Origin of the sequence: Lactobacillus sp. ESL0233, from assembly GCF_003692995.1 — a bacterium.
GTDB lineage: Bacteria > Bacillota > Bacilli > Lactobacillales > Lactobacillaceae > Lactobacillus > Lactobacillus bombicola.
Genome location: NZ_REHH01000006.1, coordinates 66,165 through 86,692 on the forward strand (window position 1 = coordinate 66,165; position 20,528 = coordinate 86,692).

Annotated in this window: 18 protein-coding genes; 15 read left to right on the plus strand and 3 right to left on the minus strand. The window is 35.1% G+C overall.

Annotated features, from left to right (window positions below):
• The first annotated feature begins 102 nt into the window (after positions 1–102).
• The 8 genes from F5ESL0233_RS01980 (at position 103) to F5ESL0233_RS02015 (ending at position 10,420) form a co-directional block, all read left to right on the plus strand.
• A complete protein-coding gene (locus tag F5ESL0233_RS01980; RefSeq protein ID WP_122024475.1) occupies positions 103–750 on the plus strand; it encodes a glycoside hydrolase family 73 protein in 648 nt (215 codons plus the stop codon).
• A 78-nt stretch (positions 751–828) separates the two neighbouring features.
• Entirely contained in the window at positions 829–3,069 is a 2,241-nt protein-coding gene (gene pcrA / locus F5ESL0233_RS01985; RefSeq protein ID WP_122058473.1) for a DNA helicase PcrA, read from the plus strand.
• A 42-nt stretch (positions 3,070–3,111) separates the two neighbouring features.
• Positions 3,112–5,118 carry an NAD-dependent DNA ligase LigA gene (ligA, locus tag F5ESL0233_RS01990; protein WP_122058475.1) on the plus strand — a complete coding sequence of 669 codons (2,007 nt, stop codon included), beginning with the start codon at positions 3,112–3,114 and terminating at the stop codon, positions 5,116–5,118.
• Between the two features lie 13 nt (positions 5,119–5,131).
• Positions 5,132–6,271 carry a CamS family sex pheromone protein gene (locus tag F5ESL0233_RS01995; protein ID WP_122058672.1) on the plus strand — a complete coding sequence of 380 codons (1,140 nt, stop codon included), beginning with the start codon at positions 5,132–5,134 and terminating at the stop codon, positions 6,269–6,271.
• An 11-nt stretch (positions 6,272–6,282) separates the two neighbouring features.
• Positions 6,283–6,585 (plus strand): Asp-tRNA(Asn)/Glu-tRNA(Gln) amidotransferase subunit GatC, encoded by a 303-nt coding sequence (gene gatC, locus F5ESL0233_RS02000; RefSeq protein ID WP_118906694.1) that lies wholly within the window; start codon positions 6,283–6,285, stop codon positions 6,583–6,585.
• A complete protein-coding gene (gene gatA, locus F5ESL0233_RS02005; protein WP_122058476.1) occupies positions 6,585–8,024 on the plus strand; it encodes an Asp-tRNA(Asn)/Glu-tRNA(Gln) amidotransferase subunit GatA in 1,440 nt (479 codons plus the stop codon). The genes gatC and gatA overlap by 1 nt, the downstream gene beginning before the upstream one ends.
• Before the next feature lie 3 nt (positions 8,025–8,027).
• Entirely contained in the window at positions 8,028–9,458 is a 1,431-nt protein-coding gene (gene gatB, locus F5ESL0233_RS02010; protein WP_122058478.1) for an Asp-tRNA(Asn)/Glu-tRNA(Gln) amidotransferase subunit GatB, read from the plus strand.
• Positions 9,459–9,499: 41 nt separating this feature from the next.
• Positions 9,500–10,420, plus strand: coding sequence for a diacylglycerol kinase family lipid kinase (locus F5ESL0233_RS02015; RefSeq protein WP_122058479.1), 921 nt, complete (start codon positions 9,500–9,502; stop codon positions 10,418–10,420).
• A gap of 597 nt (positions 10,421–11,017) precedes the next feature.
• Here F5ESL0233_RS02015 and F5ESL0233_RS02020 read toward each other — a convergent pair.
• Positions 11,018–12,028, minus strand: coding sequence for a choloylglycine hydrolase family protein (locus F5ESL0233_RS02020; protein ID WP_122058481.1), 1,011 nt, complete (start codon positions 12,026–12,028; stop codon positions 11,018–11,020).
• 173 nt (positions 12,029–12,201) lie between these two features.
• The gene (locus F5ESL0233_RS02025; protein WP_122058483.1) at positions 12,202–12,912 is read right to left on the minus strand and encodes a Bax inhibitor-1/YccA family protein; all 711 of its coding nucleotides are present in this window, start codon (positions 12,910–12,912) and stop codon (positions 12,202–12,204) included.
• Positions 12,913–13,088: 176 nt separating this feature from the next.
• Between F5ESL0233_RS02025 and rlmD the strand changes: the two genes are divergently transcribed.
• Entirely contained in the window at positions 13,089–14,441 is a 1,353-nt protein-coding gene (gene rlmD / locus F5ESL0233_RS02030) for a 23S rRNA (uracil(1939)-C(5))-methyltransferase RlmD (protein WP_122058484.1), read from the plus strand.
• 147 nt (positions 14,442–14,588) lie between these two features.
• Here rlmD and F5ESL0233_RS02035 read toward each other — a convergent pair whose 3' ends face one another.
• Positions 14,589–14,948 carry a type II toxin-antitoxin system RelE/ParE family toxin gene (locus F5ESL0233_RS02035; protein WP_122058486.1) on the minus strand — a complete coding sequence of 120 codons (360 nt, stop codon included), beginning with the start codon at positions 14,946–14,948 and terminating at the stop codon, positions 14,589–14,591.
• 405 nt (positions 14,949–15,353) lie between these two features.
• Between F5ESL0233_RS02035 and F5ESL0233_RS02040 the strand changes: the two genes are divergently transcribed.
• Genes F5ESL0233_RS02040 through F5ESL0233_RS02060 form a run of 6 tightly spaced genes read left to right on the plus strand, consistent with a single transcriptional unit; the run spans position 15,354 to position 20,528 of the window.
• Positions 15,354–16,535 (plus strand): ABC-three component system protein, encoded by a 1,182-nt coding sequence (locus F5ESL0233_RS02040; RefSeq protein ID WP_233554949.1) that lies wholly within the window; start codon positions 15,354–15,356, stop codon positions 16,533–16,535.
• Positions 16,525–16,752: an ABC-three component system middle component 7 gene (locus F5ESL0233_RS02045; protein ID WP_122058673.1), complete on the plus strand. Its 228-nt coding sequence runs from the start codon at positions 16,525–16,527 to the stop codon at positions 16,750–16,752. The genes F5ESL0233_RS02040 and F5ESL0233_RS02045 overlap by 11 nt, the downstream gene beginning before the upstream one ends.
• Positions 16,736–18,391, plus strand: a complete 1,656-nt coding sequence (locus tag F5ESL0233_RS02050; RefSeq protein WP_122058489.1) for a DUF2326 domain-containing protein — start codon at positions 16,736–16,738, stop codon at positions 18,389–18,391. Before F5ESL0233_RS02045 ends, F5ESL0233_RS02050 begins: the two co-directional genes overlap by 17 nt.
• Positions 18,372–18,620 carry a helix-turn-helix transcriptional regulator gene (locus F5ESL0233_RS02055; RefSeq protein ID WP_122058490.1) on the plus strand — a complete coding sequence of 83 codons (249 nt, stop codon included), beginning with the start codon at positions 18,372–18,374 and terminating at the stop codon, positions 18,618–18,620. The genes F5ESL0233_RS02050 and F5ESL0233_RS02055 overlap by 20 nt, the downstream gene beginning before the upstream one ends.
• Positions 18,621–18,623: 3 nt before the next feature.
• Entirely contained in the window at positions 18,624–18,965 is a 342-nt protein-coding gene (locus F5ESL0233_RS08495; protein WP_370448335.1) for a hypothetical protein, read from the plus strand.
• A gap of 12 nt (positions 18,966–18,977) precedes the next feature.
• Positions 18,978–20,528: a DNA methyltransferase gene (locus F5ESL0233_RS02060; RefSeq protein ID WP_370448336.1), complete on the plus strand. Its 1,551-nt coding sequence runs from the start codon at positions 18,978–18,980 to the stop codon at positions 20,526–20,528.

The following is a 20,528-nucleotide window of genomic DNA, read 5'->3' on the forward strand; positions in this document are numbered from 1 at the left end:
ATTAATTATCTTTTTTTATTTTAAAAATTAATTACATTCCATAATTTTAACGTGCGAGAAGGTATACTTATTGTAACAACTATTTTAAGTAAGGACTTTTTTATGGCAAAAAAACGCAGGGGTAAAAAACAATCTAACTGGCTAATTATTATAGAAACGTTTGTCATTTTGTTTGTATTAATAATTGCTTTTGTCAGTTTTAGATACTATCGTCGTCAAGCAATTGAAACAGAAAAAATCAGACAACAACAAATTGCACGGGAAGCAGCTAGACAAAAGATTATTAAGCAGCACAAAGCTTTTATTAATGAGATTGGTCCAGTTGCTCAAGAAGTTGACAAATCATATGAACTTTTACCTAGTATTACTATTGCCCAAGCATGTTTGGAAAGCAACTATGGTAAAAGTAGTTTATCGCAAAAATACAATAACTTATTTGGGGTAAAGGGTTCTAACCCTAACACGTCGGCAATTTTGACGACTAAGGAATTTGAAAAAGGAAAATGGGTTTTAGTGAAAGCACGTTTTCAAATTTATGATTCCTATGAAGCATCGATTCGGGCTCATGCTCGTCTTTTTCAACGAGGTACTAGTTGGAATAAAAATCAATATCAGCATGTTCTTGCGGCCAAAGACTATCAAACGCAAGCCCATGCTTTAGTCAAAGATGGCTATGCTACTGATCCAAATTATGCAGATAAATTAATTAAAATAATCCAGCAGTATCAACTTGATCGATTTGACAAGTAAGAAACAAACCATGCCAAATTTATATAACATTTTTGGTACAATAAGATAGCTATCAAAAATCAGACGAAGGGAATTAGAATGAGCGAAGAATCTATTTTAGCGGGCTTAAATCCGCAGCAAAAGCAGGCTGTTAAAACGACTGAGGGACCGCTTTTAGTGGTTGCTGGAGCAGGTTCTGGAAAAACCTCAGTTTTAACTAAACGGATTGCATATCTTGTTAATGAAAAAGGAATTTTACCCTGGAATATTTTGGCGATTACTTTTACTAATAAAGCAGCCGCAGAAATGCGCGAGCGGGAACGGGAATTACTTGGTTCACAAGCAGAGAGTATATGGATGTCAACTTTTCATGCATTGTGTGTGAGAATTTTACGTCGTGATGCGGAAAAAATTGGTTATAGCCAAAATTTTTCGATTGCAGATGCAGCTGAACAGCTAACCTTAATTAAGCATATCGAAAAAGAATTAAATATTAATCCCAAAATGTATGAACCACGTCGTGTTTTATCAGCTATCTCTAATGCCAAAAATGCGCTACTAACGCCTGATGCATTAAAAGCCAGCAGTTCAATGCCCTTTGAGAAGATAACTGCACAAATTTATCAAGAATACCAGAAACACTTAAAACATGACCAAATAATGGATTTTGATGATTTGATTATGCAAACTTTAGTGTTGTTTAAAACGGATGCTACAGTTTTACATTACTATCAAGCTAAGTTTCATTATTTATTAGTTGATGAATATCAAGATACCAACCAAGCACAATACGAATTGTGCCATCAACTAGCAGCTCAGCATAAGAATATTTGTGTAGTTGGAGACGCAGATCAATCTATTTATGGTTGGCGTGGTGCAAATCTGGAAAATATCATGAACTTTGAACATGATTACCAAAACGATGGTGTACAGACTATTAAATTAGAACAAAATTATCGCTCGACTGGTCATATTTTGGCAGCAGCTAACGCAGTTATCAAAAATAATCGTAACCGTAAAGCTAAAAAGTTATGGACGGATCAAGGAGAGGGTGAAAAAATTACATATTATCGAGCCCAAAGTGGTGAAGATGAAGCACATTTTATTATCAGCAAAATTCAAGAAGAAGTTGAAAATGAAAATCGTTCTTATCGTGACTTTGCCATTTTGTATCGAACTAATGCCCAGTCGCGAACCGTTGAAGAGGCTTTTGTTAAATCAAACATTCCCTATCAAATAGTTGGTGGTCATAAATTTTATGACCGAAAAGAAATTATGGATATCATGGCTTACTTAAAGCTGGTATCTAACCCAAGTGATACTATGAGTTTTAATCGAATTGTTAATACGCCAAAGCGGGGCATTGGTAATGTAAGTGTTGAAAAATTTACTAATTTTGCTCAAACTAGTAATTTGTCCTTACTTGAAGCCTTTAATCATGTAGGTATGTCAGGTCTTTCTGTTAGAATAGCTACTAAATTGAGTGATTTTGGTGCAAAACTTAAAGATGCTATTAAGTATTCCCGCAACCATAGCGTTACAGGTCTTACTGAAAAAATTTTGCAAGATTTCGGGTACATTGATGCTCTTAAAGCCGAACATACAATTGAAGCTGAAACTAGATTAGAAAACTTAGACGAATTTTTATCAGTAACTAAACGGTTTGATGATCAATATGATCAAGATAATCAATCTGAAATCTTAAGTGACTTTTTAGCAGAAGTTTCATTATTGAGTGATCAAGATGATTTAGCAAATAATGATCAGCAAGTTGCTTTAATGACACTACATGCTGCTAAAGGTTTGGAATTTCCAGTTGTTTTTTTAGTTGGAATGGAAGATGGGCTATTTCCATTATCAAGAGCATTGTTAGAAGATGATCAGTTAGAAGAAGAGCGCCGGTTAGCCTATGTTGGCATTACTAGAGCAAGACAGCAACTGTATTTAACTAATGCATACTCACGAACGATGTTTGGCAGAACTCAAAATAATCAACCATCTAGATTTTTAGATGAAATTGATGAAGCTGATCTTAAAATTGAAGGGTCAAGTTTTCCTACTTTGGGCGCGGACTCTTTTCAAGCCCAGGCTGCTCCGTTTGCGAATGTGGCTGAACGTGCCCGGGCCCAAGTTTATACACCTAAGATAAAACCAGCTGGTGCTGTGGGTGCTGAGAAAAAGGGCTGGAATGTTGGTGATCAAGTAAAACATAAAGCTTGGGGCCTAGGAGTAGTTGTTAAAGTCAATGGTTCTGGTGAGGATATGGAACTAGATATTGCTTTTAAAGAGAAGGGGATTAAACGACTTTTGGCAGCCTTTGCACCTATTAAAAAGGTATAATGAATTGAGTTAAAGTTATTATTTTGATCAGGGGGGTAGGAAATGGCTGATCTAACTCTAAATGAAGCCAAAAAAGAAGCAGCTTCTTTAAGAAAACAATTAAAGGAGTGGGCGCAAGCATATTATGTAAAAGATGCTCCACAAGTTGAAGATTATGTATATGACCAAAATTATAATCGGTTATTGGAATTAGAGCAGCAGTTCCCACAAATTGTTACGCCAGATTCGATTACTCAACAAGTTGGTGGAGAAATTGATAGTGAATTCACAAAAGTTGTTCATGAAGTTCCCATGCTTTCAATGGGGGATGTTTTTTCTAAAGAAGAGTTGACCGGATTTGATGCTCGTATTCAGCGCCAAGTTGGCCATTCAGTAGCGTATAATGTTGAATTAAAAATTGATGGTTTATCACTTAATCTTGAATATGTTGATGGGGAGCTTAAGCGGGCTTCTACACGAGGAAATGGATTGGTTGGTGAAGATGTGACCGCTAATGCTCGTTATATTGCCGATATTCCACAAAAGCTACCAGAAAAATTAACCATTGAAGTTCGGGGCGAGTGCTATATGGATAAAGCAGCTTTTGCGCAATTAAATCAAGAGCGAGATGAAAAAGGTGAAACAACGTTTGCTAATCCACGAAATGCGGCTGCCGGATCATTGCGTCAGTTAGATGCTAAAGTTACCAAACAGCGAAATTTAAGTACGTTTATTTATACTTGGGTGAATCCGCCAGCTAATATTACTAGTCAGCATCAAGCAATTACTAAATTAGATGAGCTAGGTTTTCATACAAATCAAACTGGACGCAAGCTGGCTAATTTGGACCAGGTTTTTGCCTTTATTGATGAATATACTTCAAAAAGGGATAATTTGCTATATGGCATTGACGGAATTGTTATTAAAGTCGATGATTTGAACTTACAAAATGAACTGGGAGCTACAGTTAAAATACCACGTTGGGAGATTGCCTATAAATTTCCACCGGAAGAGCAAGAAACGGTTGTTCATGAAATTAAGTGGACAGTTGGTCGAACAGGGGTAGTAACCCCGACAGCAATTATGGATCCGGTACAGATAGCCGGGACAACAGTTTCTCATGCTGTATTACATAATGTCGATTTGCTTAAACAAAAAGATGTACGAATTGGTGATACTGTCATGTTGCATAAGGCAGGCGATATTATTCCTGAAATATCACAAGTTGTACTAGCTAAAAGACCCAAAGATGCTGTCCTATACGAAATTCCAACTAAATGTCCATCATGTAAAGAAGATTTAATTCATTTACCAGATGAGGTTGCTCTCAGGTGCGTCAACCCCTCCTGCCCAGCGCAAATTGAAGAAGGCATAACTCACTTTGCTTCACGACAAGCTATGAATATTGATGGGTTAGGCCCCAAAATTGTTGCACAATTAATTACTAATGGTTTAGTTCATAACGTAGCTGATTTGTATCATTTGCAAGCAGCTGATTTGGCTAAGCTAGACCATTTTAAAGATAAGGCGATTAGTAATTTGCTAGTAGCAATTAATAATTCCAAACATAATTCTGTGGAATTACTATTAACTGGATTAGGAATAGACCATGTTGGAGCTAAAGCTGCACGGCTAATAGCGCAAAAGTTTAAAAATATGACAAAGATTATGCAAGCAGACGTGCAAGAGATAGCTACAATCGATACAATAGGCATGACAATTGCTGAATCCTTAACAACATATTTTGCTCAAAAAGAAGTTAAAGAATTAGTTACTGAGCTTGAGCAAAGTGAGGTCAATATGAATTACTTAGGTCAAACAGGACCAAGTGATATTCCTGACAACTTTTTTAAGAATAGAACTGTTGTTTTAACTGGTACTTTAGTGCAATATACCCGTAGCGAATTTACTCAAAAGTTACAAGCACTCGGAGCTAAGGTAACTAGTTCAGTATCAGGTAAAACAGACTATGTTATCTATGGTAAAGATGCTGGATCAAAATACGATAAAGCACAGAAACTGGGCGTCAAATTATTGACTGAAGAAGAAGCAATTGCTCAAGTTAAATAAAGGAATAATTAAATTGAAAAAATATTTACACGCTTTAACAATTTTTGGGCTATCTTTGACTCTAACTGCTTGTGGAAATTTGAAAAACTCCAATCTAGCTAATAATGCTAAAACTGCATCCAATTCCAGTACCAAAATCTATCAGACAACAGATACAGGGAATAATGGTTATACAGTTTTATTAAAAAATGGTCGTTATGTGACAAGCCCAATCTCTGGATTAACGGCAACAGATAATGATAATTCAGTTGACACCAGAGAACTCGAACGGGGACTCATTCAAATTTCTAAAAAAGTTTATTCAACTAATTCTTATGTTTTTCAAGAAGGGCAGTATATTACTATTACAGATGCACATGAATGGCTATCACGTAAATCTAAAGATAATAAATTAGGACTTAATCCTGCTGAAGGTAGTAAAAAGAATTATAATCCTTATTATTTAGAAGAAATTATTGAGCAGAACTATTTAACTGGCTCGGGCTCAAGTTATCATATTGGCGGTATAAGTATTGGTCTGGCCATTAATTCAATTGATTATTATCAAAAGATTAAAGATGGACCACAATATCAAGCTACAATTTCACGGGCTAAGCAAAAAGAATTTGGTCAACATGCTGCCGAGCAAATAGTACAACGTTTACGTAAGCGAAAAAATTTAAAAACTGTTCCAATAACGGTTGGTCTTTTTGCTAAAGAAAGTATGGATTCACTCGTTCCAGGAAGTTACTTTTTGAGTGGGACAGTCGCTGCTAATAGTAGTAAAATAGTTAAATGGGAAAACATTACTACTCAGTCTGAGGTATTACCAACAATTGGTAATAAAAAGGCAATTAACAGTAGTGATGCATCAAGCTTTAATAGTTTTAAAGAATCAATTCAAAACTATTTTCCTAATATTAGTGGGGTAACCGCAACTTTGCGCTATGAAGATGGCAAGTTGGTACAAGAAAACATATCAATTACGACCCAGTTTTATGGTTACGAGCAGATTCAAAGTTTTACCCGCTTAGTTTTATCAACCGCAAAAAAATATTTGGCAAATGATGTTCCAATTGAAATAAAAATTGGTTCGGTAAATGATATTCAGGCACTGGTTGCTAAAGAAACGGGAGATAATAGTTATCAAGTTCATATTTATGGTGGCGAATAGGAGGTATTAGTATGGAAATTACAGAAGAGACAATTAAGCATGTCGCAGTTTTATCGCGGCTGGAAATTAATAAAAATGATATTAGTCAGGTTACTGAACAAATGAGTTCAATTATCAATATGGCTGATCAATTATCAGAAGTGAACACTGAGGGTGTTGAAGAAACTGTCCAAGTAGTTGATCGTGATACAGTATTTAGAGAAGATAAGCCTGAACACTGGCAAAGTCGTGAAGAATTAATGAAGAATGTTCCTGAACAAGCTAATGGCTTTATCAAGGTTCCAGTGATTATTAATAAGGATGAGGACGAGTAATGAATTACTTAAATGAAGATATTGACTCATTAAATGAAAAATTGGCTCAGGGGACTTTATCAGCTGATCAATTAGCACAAGATACAGTCGCCAATATTAAGCAGACCGATGATAAGTTAAATGCTTGGATTACGGTTCAGGATGATGCTAAACCTGCTACTGATTTAGATTTTAGCAAGAATAAATTAGCCGGAATTCCAATTGCAATTAAAGATAATATTCTTACTAAAGATGTTAAAACAACAGCTGCTAGTCATATTTTGGATAACTACATTCCAGTCTATGATGCAACAGTTATTGAACGTTTAAAAGCTGCCCAGGCTACTTTTGTAGGGAAAACAAATATGGACGAATTTGCGATGGGTTCATCGACTGAACATTCATACTTTGGTATAACACATAACCCTTGGAATTTAGACAAAGTTCCAGGTGGTTCTTCTGGTGGTTCTGCGGTTGCTGTTGCTTCAGGACAAGTCGTTGCTGCCCTTGGATCTGATACGGGTGGTTCAATTCGGCAACCAGCTGCATTTAACGGTATTTTTGGGATTAAACCAACTTATGGGCGTGTTTCACGTTGGGGCTTAATTGCTTTTGCATCTTCACTTGATGAAATTGGAGTAATGAGCAAGCGGGCCAAAACATCAGCCCAAGTGCTTAATGTTATTGCAGGAGCTGATGACCATGATTCTACTCTTTCAACTAGAGCAGTTCCTGACTTCACTGAGTACATTGGTAAGGACATCAAGGGAATGCGGGTAGCGGTTGTTAAAGAGTACATGGATGCTGTTGATGGTGAGATGCGTGAAGTAATTCAAGAACAGATTACTGTTTTAGAAAATGCCGGAGCAGTTGTTAATGAGGTTTCTTTGCCATTAACTAAATATGTAGTTCCTGATTATTATATTATTGCTTCTAGTGAAGCTTCATCAAATCTACAAAGATTTGATGGTATTCGTTATGGCTATCGGGCAGAGGATACAAAAGATCTACTGGATGTTTATGTAAAATCACGTTCAGAAGGTTTTGGTGAAGAAGTTAAGCGTCGAATTATGCTGGGCTCATTTGCTTTATCAGCAGGTTCATATGACCGTTTCTTTAGACAGGCAGCAAAGGTTAGAACCATGATTTGTCAAGACTTTGACCGTATCTTTGCGGAAAATGATGTGATTGTTGGTCCAACAACAACTACACCGGCCTTCACTATTGGTAGTGAAATTTCTGATCCAATTAAGATGTATAACAATGACATTTTGACCATTTCGGCTAACTTAGCGGGTATTCCATCTGCTAGTGTACCAGCTGGTATGGTAGATGGAATGCCTGTTGGATTACAAGTAATGGCTAAGCGATTTGATGAGGGAAGTATTTTCCAAGTAGCTGACTTTATTGAACAAACTAATAAGTTTTATGAAAAGACACCAACTGGAATGGGGGATTAACAGATGAATTTTAAATCAACAATTGGGTTCGAGGTGCACTTCGAATTAAAAACTAATAGTAAGATTTTTTCACCTTCACCGGTTAGTTATGGTGCTAAGCCTAATACTGAAACAAATGTAATTGATTGGGCAATGCCTGGAATTTTACCTTATGTAAATAAGGATGTTTATCGCTTGGGGATTATGGTTGCTTTAGCAACGCACTCACATATTTTGCCAAATACTCATTTTGATCGAAAGAATTATTATTACCCTGACAGTCCCAAAGCTTACCAGATTACTCAATTTTACCAACCTTTAGCCCGTGACGGCTATGTTGAAATTGAGGTACATGGTAAAAAGAAACGGATTGGCATTCATGAAATGCATATTGAAGAAGATGCTGGTAAAAATACGCATGGGACTAATGGTTTTTCTTATGTTGATTTAAATCGGCAAGGTGTTCCACTATTGGAAGTTGTTTCTGAACCAGAAATTGCAGATCCTGATGAAGGCTATGCCTACCTTGAGAAATTACGTAAAATTGTTCAGTTTACAGGTGCTTCTGATGTTAAGATGGAAGAAGGTTCAATGCGAGTTGATACCAATATTTCTATTCGTCCCGCTGGACAAAAAGAACTTGGAACTAAGGTTGAAATGAAGAACCTGAACTCTTTTGAACATGTCCGTAAATCTTTGGCATATGAAGAAAAACGGCAAGCACAGGTCTTGTTGGCAGGAGGTCGAGTACAATTATCGACACGCCGATTTGATGAAGCAACAGGTAAGACTGTTCTGGAACGGGTTAAAGAAGGCGATGCCGATTATCGCTATTTCCCAGAACCAGATTTAGCCCCTGATCATATTAGTCAAGAGTGGATTGATGAAATTGCAGCGACATTACCACGCTCAGCCGAAGAACGCTATGGCCAATATGTCAATGAATTTGGCTTAAAGGATTACGACGCCCAAGTTCTTTTGCAAACTAAAGAAAGTTCTGATTTTTATGATAAGACAGTTGCAGCTGGGGCAGATCCACAATTAGCTGCTAACTGGATGAATACCCAAGTAAATGGTTATTTAAATGATAATCGTGTGTCTTTAGCTGATATTAAGTTAACACCTGAGAACTTAGCAGCAATGATTGAACTAATTAAGAACGGTACAATCTCTTCGAAAATTGCTAAAAAAGTTTTTGCCGAGACAATTGCTAATGGAACTGATCCTAAGAAGTACGTTGAAGACCAAGGCATGGTTCAATTATCTGATACTAGTGTGCTTGAACCAATGGTTAAAGAAGTAGTGGACAGTAATCCGCAATCAGTTGAAGACTTTAAAAACGGTAAAGATCGGGCAATTGGATACTTGGTTGGTCAAATCATGAAAAAGACACGTGGTAAGGCTAATCCTAAGGTTATCAATCAGCTTTTGAATCAAGAATTACAAAAGCGTTAAAGAGAATTTTAAAGTAATTTGAGTAATTAAGGTAGTAATTTATGACTAAAAAAGCAAGATTGATTTATAATCCTGTATCAGGTCACGAGCAGATGCCTAAAAATGTTGCTGACATTTTAAATGTATTGGAACAAGCAGGTTATGAAGCAAGCGCATTTCGAACAACACGTCAAAAGCAAAGTGCGCAAAAAGAAGCTACTCGAGCTGCAAATGCAGGCTTTGACTTAATTGTAGCGGCTGGTGGGGATGGAACAATCAATGAAGTTGTCAATGGGATTGCTTTTCTGGAAAAAAGACCACAAATGGCTATTATCCCTGCTGGCACGACTAATGACTATGCTAGAGCCTTACATATTCCGCGTGAAAGTATTAAAGATGCGGTTAAAGTAATCCTTAAACAAAAAACGCGGCAAATGGATATTGGTCAGGCGACATTTGCAAATCATACTCAATATTTTGTTAATATTGCAGCCTGTGGATCGTTAACTGAATTAACCTATGGTGTACCGTCAGAAGTTAAGTCAGCATTAGGTTATACAGCATATTTGATAAAAGGAGCCGAGATGTTACCTCATTTGACTACAAATGAATTACGCTTAACATATGACGATGGCGTATATGAAGGTAAACTTTCGATGCTGTTATTAGGGATGACTAATACAATCGGCGGTTTTGAGCAAATAATGCCAGATGCAGAATTAGGTGATGGATTTTTCCAATTAATTGTGGTAAAACCATCTGATCCAGTTAAATTATTAAGACTAATGGCCCTTGCCTTAAACGGTAAGCATGTAGATGATCCTGATATTATTTATACAAAAACACGAAGTTTAAAAATTGAGTTGTTTGGTCAAAGTATAGGTAAAGAACTTCCTGTTAATCTGGATGGAGAAATTGGTGCCTATTGCCCAGTTACTTTTAAAAATTTACAGAGGCGAATTGAATTTTTCGTTGGTGAATAAAAATAATAGTTTAGCCGTTAATTATACTGATAGTTGAAAATTAAAGTACACATAACAAATTAGACATCTTAGTCTAATTATTATGTGTATTTTTATTTTAATCATAAAAGTAAAAGTTAAATTTAGAAATTCAGTAGTTTACTAATATGTGGCGAAGAAAAAATTATTTTTATCTAGTAGAATACAGAGCAAAAAACCTGAAATTAAAAGGTTTTAGTTGATGCAATTCCTAAATTAACTATATATATTATTTTTATTCGTATAATCAGCAGCTATTGCTTTAGAAGATGCCGCAAATGAAGCTAGGATTAAAGGGCTAGTCTAAAGTGAATAATCGCTTGTTACACAAGTTATTAAAAAAGTAGTTATTGTCATTACATAACAGTTAAAGCAAGCTGCCACTACTGATAGAGATGATGAAATCAAGCAAATTCAGGAGCAATACGAAAAGGAACTTAAAAATATTGTAGGTAAATAAAATTATATTTTTGTTGATAATTATCAGTAAGTTTTATATTTAAGTAATTAAGAATATAATTTTTGTAATTAAAAAACTATCGCTTCTTATAATTGAAACGATAGTTTTTTTGTCAATTTTTAATTTGCATAATCAATATCTTCTATTGGATTAACTTTGAATTTATGGTATTCAGTTTCTTTTTCCAGCTCTGGTGTCAATTTGACACATCTAATACGTTGATTGCCGTAAGTTGAGTAATAGTAACTTTTAGATTCAGCACACATATAAGCTGAATAACAAGTATAGTCAAAAGTATCCTCAGGAGTAACAACGATTCCGCGTGGAATACTGACAGCTTCTAATATATGGTGAGCTAAACTTACAGCAGTTAATTCATCCTTGGGTTGTTCAACATTATTTTTCATAAAGGCTGTTCTAATAAAACGTGATGGTGGTGTATAGTCACCAGGTAAGCCAAAGGTACCTGAGCCTTGACTAAACGGCCTTAATGTTTTACCCAAAAATTCAATATCTTTATGTTGTTTTGGTCTAACAGAAAGGTAATTACGTAAATTAGTTTCGTGCCAGTGATAATCAGGACTATTGGTCATCACGCCAACTGAATCTCGGATAATATGTGTACCATCTTCTTGTGTTTCAATGATAACACATTTCCCAGTAGTATCAGAAAAGATATAGTGTAAAGGTGGGATAACCTTTAAAGCGGGGCTAGCTTCATTAACAATTGAAATTTTATTGGTAAATAATTCGGCCACGTCAGCTAATGAACTAGCTTGAGATAAAATTACAGAAATCACTTTATCGGGTGATACACCCCAAGTATTAGGTTCAGCCTGTTGTTTGTAGCTAGCATATCCTGGAAAATATAAAACAGCTCCTGTTAATCCAGCATCATTAATACCATCACAAGTAACTGGAGAATTATCAATATCATATTGAATACTACCCATGCCAATAAATGAATGCTTACTAGTAACTTGATCTGTCGTATTATATGAAAGGGCGAAAGTTTTGTCTTTAGGAACAAAAATAACTTGTTCAGCCATTTCCATCATAAAGTCCATTGTTCTAGATAAAAAATGTTTTTTATCCTTAGTTTCTAATGTAAAACTGCTACAACCTATCATGCTGTAACCTCCATTTGATTTTAAAAATATTATAAATTAACTATAATGAAAAGTATAGGAGGATGAATGACTATATTCAAGTGTTTTAAATTTAAATCGTAATGATACAAGTTACTACTTACTATAATCTAATTATAAAAAGGTGCAGATCATTGCGACCAGCACCTTTTTTATTAATTGCGCCTATTACCATTACCACCAAAGATTTCTAATAAAAACATAAAAATATTAATAAAGTCAAGGTAAAGTTGCAAAGCTCCCAATATTGCTAGACCATTACTTGACAATTGGTCGCCATAATTATTGTAAATAGCTTTCATTTTATTGGCATCACTAGCAACTAAACCAGTAAAAATTATTACACCGATAAAGGAAAATAGGTAAGTGACAGTTGGATTACGTAAGAAAAGATTGACTAGCCAAGCCACCATAAAGCCAAATAAAGCAGCGCTTAAATAGGAATTCCAATTAGATAAATCACGCTTAGTAAAAGTTCCAAATATAGCCATGGCAATAAAAACTGCTGCGGCAGAGATAAAGGCTGAAGTGATTTGGGTGCCGGTATAAAAGACAGCAATTAAGGCAAATTCAAAGCCATAGATTGCAGCTAAAAAGATAAGCATAATTAAAGCTGCTACTGGGTTGCGATTAGCTTTAAAACTAATTCCTAGAGATAGACCTAAGGGAACTAATAAAATTAACCAGATGATAGTAGCAGGCAGATTCATTAGTGCAGTACTAAAAACATTCATAGTCAAATAGGCTACTAAGGCGGAAATCATAACTGCGCCGCCCATCAGGGCATACATTTTAGTCAAAAAACGATTAGTTTCTGCAATAGTATGAATTTGTCGGTGATCTGAATTAGTATCAAAAATATTCATAAAAATGTCCTTTCTGTGGCTCAAATTAGTACTAAAACTAACACATTTTAAATTGGGTGTGAAGATAATTAAGCGAAGTTAAAGCAAAGTTAAAGAATAAGTCAGCATGTTACTTTTATTCAAATTTTTAGTAAAATAGAATAGTTAACCAATTGTTTGTAAAAAAGGACAAGAACATGGAAAAAAATCAAATTATTGACTTAGAAATCACTGACTTATCATATGAAGCGATGGGGGTAGCGCATTATGAAGGAATGACGGTCTTTGTAACCAGTGCAATTCCTGGTGAAATAGTCAGGGCAAAAATATTAAAAGTTAAGAAGACCTTTGCTTTTGCCAAAATTGAAGAGCTTATTAAAGAGAGCCCTGATCGTGTAAAGATTGAACTTAATCAATGGGTGCAAACTGGGCTTGCCTCACTGGCACATATTAAATATGACAAGCAGCTCGAATTCAAGCGTAACCAAGTGGTCAATTTATTGAAAAAAGCCCATCTTGATGATGTGCAAGTTGGTTCTACTTTACCTAGTCCGGAGGAGACGGGTTACCGCAACAAAGCTCAGGTACCCGTCCGAGAAGTTGCTGGTCAACTCGAAATCGGGTTCTTTAGACGGCACTCACATGATTTGGTGCCGTTAACCAATTTTTTGACAACTGATCCTGAAATTGACCGTGTCTTAGTGGCAGTGCGTGATATTCTTCGCCAATATCGCGTTCCGGCTTATGATGAAATTCATAATCAAGGTGAAGTTAGATATCTAGATGTCCGTCGTAGTAAGGCAACAGGTGAAATGATGGTAATTCTAGTATGTTTGCATAAAGACTTTGCTCAATTACCCAAAGTTGCGGCTGATATCAAAAAAATTCCGGGTGTAACTAGTTTAGTTTTAAACTATAATCCAAAGAAAACTAATGTTATTTTAGGTAAGGTGGACTACCTGATTTTTGGTAAACCACAACTTACTGATCAAATTGGTGACGTTAAGTTTAGAATTTCACCGGAAAGTTTCTTCCAAATCAATTCATTGCAAACACCGCGGCTTTATGATTTAGCAATTAAAAAGGCTAACTTACAACCAGAAGATGCGGTTGTTGATGCTTATTCAGGGATTGGCACTATTGGCTTGACCGTAGCGAAACACGTGCGTTCGGTGCGTGGTATTGAGAGCGTCAGAGATGCAGTCAAGGATGCCAATAATAATGCAAAACTAAATGATATCCGAAATGCCAAGTATGTTACTGGTAAGGCTGAAGAAATTATGCCTAAATGGGCAGAAAAAGGGATGCAAGTTGACATTATTTTCGTTGATCCGCCAAGAAAAGGCTTAACCCCAGAGTTTATTGAGGCTGCCGCTAAGACTAACCCCAAGAAAATTGTTTATATTTCGTGCAATCCAGCAACGCTAGTACGTGATCTGCAAGAATTTCAGAAGTTAGGCTATACTTTTGACCAGATTGATCCTGTCGATATGTTCCCGCAAACACCTCATGTCGAAGCAGTAACGGTGCTAGAACGAAATAAAGCCTAAAATATAAAATTCCGGACTCTATCAATCAAAATTAAAAGCATACCGTTAAATCGGCTTATTTAAGTCAAGGTATGCTTTTTTGATGTTAAATAAATTAACATTATTAAAGAAAAGATAGTATATCATAGAATTTATAGTAATTAATTCTTATTTTCTTTTGTAAATATCATTTCTTTTGCGAATCTTTAGAATGTTAATCTTAGCAATGTCATCCTTAATATCAGCAATTAACCGATATTTACCAACTCGATAACGCCATAAATTATTTAACTCACCTTTTAAAGCTTTTCCCAAAAGTCTAGGTTTATCAATTCCATCGATGTGTGAATCTAACCAGTTAATGATTCTATTTTGAGTTGGTTTATCAAGTTTCTTTTTAAAATCTTTGTCTGCTTTTTGATCAAAAGACCAAGTGTATTTGACTATTCTTGACTTATTTTCATAAGAATGATTAAAGGAAATGTTTTTATTGATCTTCTTATTTTTTTCTTTATTAACTTTTTTCATTAATAAAACCTTCTTTTCAGAGTTACCGAAACGAAGGTTATGGATAGCAAGAGTCATGTGCGAAACAGTCCAAAACTCAATCGTTTCGGAACTGCAGCAAACTTCCAGTAGCTGGTTGCAGTAAAAATTATTCAATTATCAAGCACGCTGGAACATCGTTAGCTTGACGATACATGCTGAATTAGAGAGATAAAATTCACAGTCGCTTAATTAATATTGATAAACGTATATATAACCGATATACTTAAATTGTGAATTGAATTACTATCTTTAATTCACGATTAGTATATTAGAAACAAAAATTTGATCTCGGACAGTTTGAGACAAAATCAGGCATTTTTTGTCCGAAAGTAGAGTGTGATTGATATGGAATTTTATGATTTTTTTGATATCATGTGGAGTTATATGGCTAATCCAGAAAATGAAGAGAGTAATAAGCAAGGTCGCCCTGAATTTCTTATAAGTTTGTTTGATTTAATGATTCGTACTCCGCAAACGGAAGTTGAAGATCAAATGTCGGAGGACGGAAAACTTAATCCATTAAGTAATAAGGAATTGGATACAATTAATAAGTACTGTTCTGGAACTAGGAAAATCCCTAAAAAAGATGCAAAGAATATTTTGAAAAGAATTAATAGCGGCAAATCTTTTATTGATAGAATTGAATTTACTGCACCTGGAGCAAAGAAAAGTATTAGAAATGAACTTAGAAACAAGGGGTTTAATGTAACTTCTGCTTCTTTAGGTGAAGTATGTTTTGAAATCTTGAAAACCTTTTTGAATAAATTTAATGATGGGGAGAACTCGGTTGCCCCCTCGGATTTATGGGACAATCAAAATACTATTACTCGGCTACAATTAGTTCAGGATGTTAACCTTAAATGCCCATTGTGCGGTCAAGAGTTGACAAAAGCTGGGGAGTATAAAGCAATTTCCAACTATGATATTGTTCATATTTTTCCTGATAACTTAGCAATAAAGGACAAATCGAAATTTTTCAAAATAAAAAGCGCACCCAAAGATTCAGATGCGTTGGATAATAAAATTCCATTGTGCTTAAATTGTGCCAATCTTTATCTAGAAAATCCGACAGTAGAGGACTATCAAAGTTTAGTTAATACAAAAAGGCGTATTAGCATTGAGAGCCATCTAGCAAAAGGCCTTAATCAGTTAACTTTAGAAGAAAATCTAACCAAAGTGATTAAGGGATTAAAGAATATCAAGCCTGATATGAATGTCATGCCCATTTCTTATGATGCACACAAAGTAGAAGAAAAAATCAGTAGTGATTATTCATTACAAGGAACTGTCAACTTCTATGTTATGGGGTATTACAACAAAATAAGAGATGAATTTTCTAATATGGCAGGAGATTCATTTTATTTTGATGATTTGGCAACAACAATGAAATTAGCGTATGTAAAATTCAAGCGTGAGAAATTAGATCAAGAAGAAATTTTTGAGCAGTTGGCTAACTGGATTCTCAAGAAAGCGAATTTAGAAAAAGAATATTCGATAGCAGTACGAATAATAGTTGCTTTCTTTGTTCAAAATTGTGAGGTGTTTGAAGTTGAAAATGCCAAGTAAAGTGACAGATTATAGGGAAAGTACGTTAGCAAATCTACCTAAGTTATTAAAGAGATTAAACAAGCGGGCTATGAATCCACAGCAACTTTTCAATGCAACAAGAAGAAACTTTGATGATGTGGGTGAGTTCGTTGAATCTTTAGATTGTTTGTTTATTTTGGGTAAGATTTATTTGGATAAAGAAACAGGTGTGATACACGGTGTTAAAACAGATTAGTTGTGACCAATTTATTGTTAATGGACGAGTTCGTGAGCCTATAAATTTTCATAATGGGTTAAATGTCGTATTAGGTGGTAAGAATGGAACTAATTCTATAGGTAAATCCACCTTCTTGATGATTTTAGATTTTGTCTTTGGCGGCGAAGACTACGTAAAAAAGGATAAGGACGTTCAAAAGAATGTTGGCCAGCATACGATAAATTTCGTTTTTGAGTTTAACGAAAAAAATTATTACTTTTCCAGATCTACTAAAGATTTCCAAAATATTAATGTCTGTAATGAAAGTTTTGAACCATTAGCTGATAAAAAAATGACAATTAAGGAGTATCAAAAATTTTTGGCTAAGAATTATAGCTTAGATTTACCAGGTTTAACTTTTAGAAGTGCCGTTAGTCGTTTTATTCGAGTTTATAATCGGAAGACTGTCAATGAAAAAAGGCCGCTGCAAATGTTTGAGCAAGAACAAGGAAAGCAGCAAGTTTACGGTTTATTGAAATTATTTGATAAGTATTCTCCAATTAATAAAAGAGAAGAAGCAGCGGAAAAAGCTGAAGAAGCTTATACAGTATTTAAAAATGCCGGGACATATAAATATGTGCCAATAGTGGATACCAAAAAGCAATATAAAGAAAATATTAAAAGAATCGATGACCTAAAGTTACAGCTCACAAATCTAGAATCAAAAAATAAAGAAGGTACTTTGAATTTAGATGAAATGCAAGCTGAGCGTCTTAGAGATATTCGGAATAGCTTGTCTCAACTAAGAGATTTAAAAAATAGATATACGAGCAGGCTAAATGTTGTTAAAGCTAATGAACAAGCAGGTCCTGATAAGTTTAGAAGTAACTATCGAGAATTGAAGCAATTTTTCCCAGAGGTTGACCTTGATAAGATTGAGAAAATAGATAATTTCCATCATCAGGTCACCAAGTTTTTAAAGGAAGAGTTTGAAAAAGAAAAGAATGCTCTTGAAGACAATATTTCAGACGTTAGTCGTCGCATTAGTGAATTAGTTGCTGAAGCTAGAGAGATTAAGAATGAGCAGGCGCCTAATGTTAAAACTGCCATTCTTAACGATTATGCGGATAAAAAGGCCGACCTTAAACGATTGGAAGAGGAGAATAAGAACTACGAGATGAGAAATGAGTTAAATCAAGCTAAAAAAGATCAGAAAGAAGCATTACATTCGACTGTAAATTCTCAGGTGGCGGAAGTTCAGCATACATTGAATAAAAAAATGGCTGAACTTAATGAGGAGATTTGTGGAACAGGTGCATTTCAGCCACCGCATATTGAATTAAAGGCTAACAATTATTCGTTTGAAACGATTAATGATCAAGGGACTGGTACATCATTCAAGGGGCTCATTCTTTTTGACCAAGCGTGTTTAGATTTAACGAGATTACCGTTTTTTATTCATGATTCTTTGATGTTTTCAAATATTGAAGTAGATCGTAAAAATAAAATCATTGAAATGTATGGGAAAGAAACTAAGCAAGTTTTCATTTCTATTGATACCATCGATCTTCTTTCAGCAGAAGCAAGAAAGGTGATTACAGATAATACAGTTCTAAAATTAGAACGTGGTGGTAAAGAACTATTCGGGAGATCTTGGAATGAACAACAATCAAACTAAATTAAAAATTATCTATAGGATGAGTTACAAAAAATTATGGAAATTACTCATTGACAGAGGTATGCAGAAAAAGGATTTGCAAAAGCAATGCGATATTAGCGCTGCATCCATTGCTAAGCTTGGTAAGAATGCCAATGTTACTACAGATCTTTTAATGAAGATATGTTCAGGGTTAAATTGTAACCTTGCTGATATTTGTGAGACGGAACGTATCAATATAGGAGAATAAGAAATGCAAACAGATAATGAAAAATATAATGACACTGTTCAGCCAAATACAGCATTCTTAAATGAATTGAAAGCTAAATTACCTGAATTCTTTACAAAAAATGGTTTGTTTGATTTAGATAAATTCAAAAAAGAATTGAAAAATAAGAATGTTAATGAACTTAGTGAGGGTTACCAATTAGATTTCATTGGTAAGGACTATGCGCGCCGGCAAGCTGGCGAGATGCCTCACACGGTAATTGTGCCTGATGAGAAGCAGAATCAAGGTGAAGGTAAGAACAGTAAGAACTTGTTCTTTACGGGGGATAACCTTGAAGTACTGCGTCATTTACAAAATAACTATTAGAATAAGATTGATGTGATCTACATTGATCCACCGTATAACACTGGAAGTGACGGTTTTGTTTATCCTGATTCTTTTGAATATTCCGATGATAAGTTGAAAGAGATGTTTGGCCTGGATGATGATCAAGTTGAACGATTAAAGAGTATTCAGGGTAAGTCTAATCATTCTGCTTGGCTAACTTTTATGTATCCTCGTTTAGCATTGGCAAAACGCTTATTAAACCAAAAAGGTCTAATTTTTATTTCTATTGATGATAATGAATCGGATAATCTTCATTTGTTGATGAACGAAATATTCGGTGAATCCAATTTTTTAATGCAAGTTGCTTGGAGAAGAACAGATAATCAACCGAACCTAGGCGAATTAGCGAAAGTTAAAGAATATGTTTTAGCGTTTTCAGTGAATCCTGACGCTCGAAAAGTTGGTCGTGTTCCTTTATCGGATAAAGCCCTTAATGAATATAGATATGAAGATCAAAATGGAAAGTTCAGACGAGGAATTTTATTAGATAAAACACGTGGAAGGTTTAAGTATCCTATTAAAACCTCAAGTGGAAATGAAGTTAATGGACCATGGATGATAACGGAAGACCAGTTTAGAAAATTAGATAAGAAAGGATTAATTTATTGGACAAATAGTGGAAGGGAGTTACCGTATAAGAAAACTTATCTTACTGACAACAAAGGTGCCATTGTTAATGATTTTTGGGGAATTGAAGCAGGGACTAATCAAAGAGCGAGTTCTGAATTTCTTAGCCTGATGGGAAAAAGGTACTTTGATTTTCCTAAGCCAACAAGCTTAATAAAGCAAATTTTACATTTGAGTAGCTCTGATGCATTAATTTTAGATTTTTTCGCTGGTTCTTCCACCACTGCTGATGCGGTTATGCAATTAAATGCTGAAGACGGGGGACATCGTAAATTTATCATGGTGCAGTTACTAGAAAAAACATATCATACTAATAAAGATGGCAAAGAAGTACCAACACCAGGTGGTAAGGCAGCTTATGATGCTGGCTTTAAGTCGATTGATCAAATTTCTCGTGAACGAATTCGACGTGCAGCAAAAAGAATTCGTGAGGATAATGAATTAACTTTACCTGAAGACTTTGATGACAGCTTTAAGCATTATCGTGTAGTGAAACCTGTTAAACAAACTCTTGAAGAAATTGAAGATTTTGATCCAGACAATACTAACCTCTTTACTAATATGGTGGATGGTTTCTCTAGCCAAGTATTAAATATAGATGGAGATGCTACTGGAGAAGAGACAATCTTAACTACTTGGTTAGCCAAAGATGGTTATTCTTTTGATACCAATGTTGAAGAAATTAAGTTTGGTAATTACTCAGCTCATCAAGTTGAGGATAATCGTCTCTACCTAATTAATGAAGGTTGGGGAGCAGATCAAACTAGAGAACTATTGAATCAATTGGGTACTCATCAACTGGAAGTTCAGAGTGTGGTTATCTTTGGCTATTCCTTTAACGTCGCCGAACTTCGCGAACTAGAAAATGGTCTGAAGCAGTTAGATAGTAAAGTCACTTTGATCAAGAGGTACTAA

Excerpts from the sequence above, each read along its gene's own strand:
- pcrA (WP_122058473.1), top strand. The coding sequence starts at position 829 with ATGAGCGAAGAATCTATTTTAGCGGGCTTAAATCCGCAGCAAAAGCAG.
- gatB (WP_122058478.1), top strand. The coding sequence starts at position 8,028 with ATGAATTTTAAATCAACAATTGGGTTCGAGGTGCACTTCGAATTAAAA.
- F5ESL0233_RS02035 (WP_122058486.1), bottom strand. The coding sequence starts at position 14,948 with ATGAAAAAAGTTAATAAAGAAAAAAATAAGAAGATCAATAAAAACATT.
- F5ESL0233_RS01980 (WP_122024475.1), top strand. The coding sequence starts at position 103 with ATGGCAAAAAAACGCAGGGGTAAAAAACAATCTAACTGGCTAATTATT.
- F5ESL0233_RS08495 (WP_370448335.1), top strand. The coding sequence starts at position 18,624 with ATGCAAACAGATAATGAAAAATATAATGACACTGTTCAGCCAAATACA.
- F5ESL0233_RS02025 (WP_122058483.1), bottom strand. The coding sequence starts at position 12,912 with ATGAATATTTTTGATACTAATTCAGATCACCGACAAATTCATACTATT.
- F5ESL0233_RS02020 (WP_122058481.1), bottom strand. The coding sequence starts at position 12,028 with ATGATAGGTTGTAGCAGTTTTACATTAGAAACTAAGGATAAAAAACAT.
- F5ESL0233_RS02055 (WP_122058490.1), top strand. The coding sequence starts at position 18,372 with ATGAACAACAATCAAACTAAATTAAAAATTATCTATAGGATGAGTTAC.
- ligA (WP_122058475.1), top strand. The coding sequence starts at position 3,112 with ATGGCTGATCTAACTCTAAATGAAGCCAAAAAAGAAGCAGCTTCTTTA.
- F5ESL0233_RS02015 (WP_122058479.1), top strand. The coding sequence starts at position 9,500 with ATGACTAAAAAAGCAAGATTGATTTATAATCCTGTATCAGGTCACGAG.
- gatC (WP_118906694.1), top strand. The coding sequence starts at position 6,283 with ATGGAAATTACAGAAGAGACAATTAAGCATGTCGCAGTTTTATCGCGG.
- F5ESL0233_RS02045 (WP_122058673.1), top strand. The coding sequence starts at position 16,525 with ATGCCAAGTAAAGTGACAGATTATAGGGAAAGTACGTTAGCAAATCTA.
- rlmD (WP_122058484.1), top strand. The coding sequence starts at position 13,089 with ATGGAAAAAAATCAAATTATTGACTTAGAAATCACTGACTTATCATAT.
- gatA (WP_122058476.1), top strand. The coding sequence starts at position 6,585 with ATGAATTACTTAAATGAAGATATTGACTCATTAAATGAAAAATTGGCT.
- F5ESL0233_RS02040 (WP_233554949.1), top strand. The coding sequence starts at position 15,354 with ATGGCTAATCCAGAAAATGAAGAGAGTAATAAGCAAGGTCGCCCTGAA.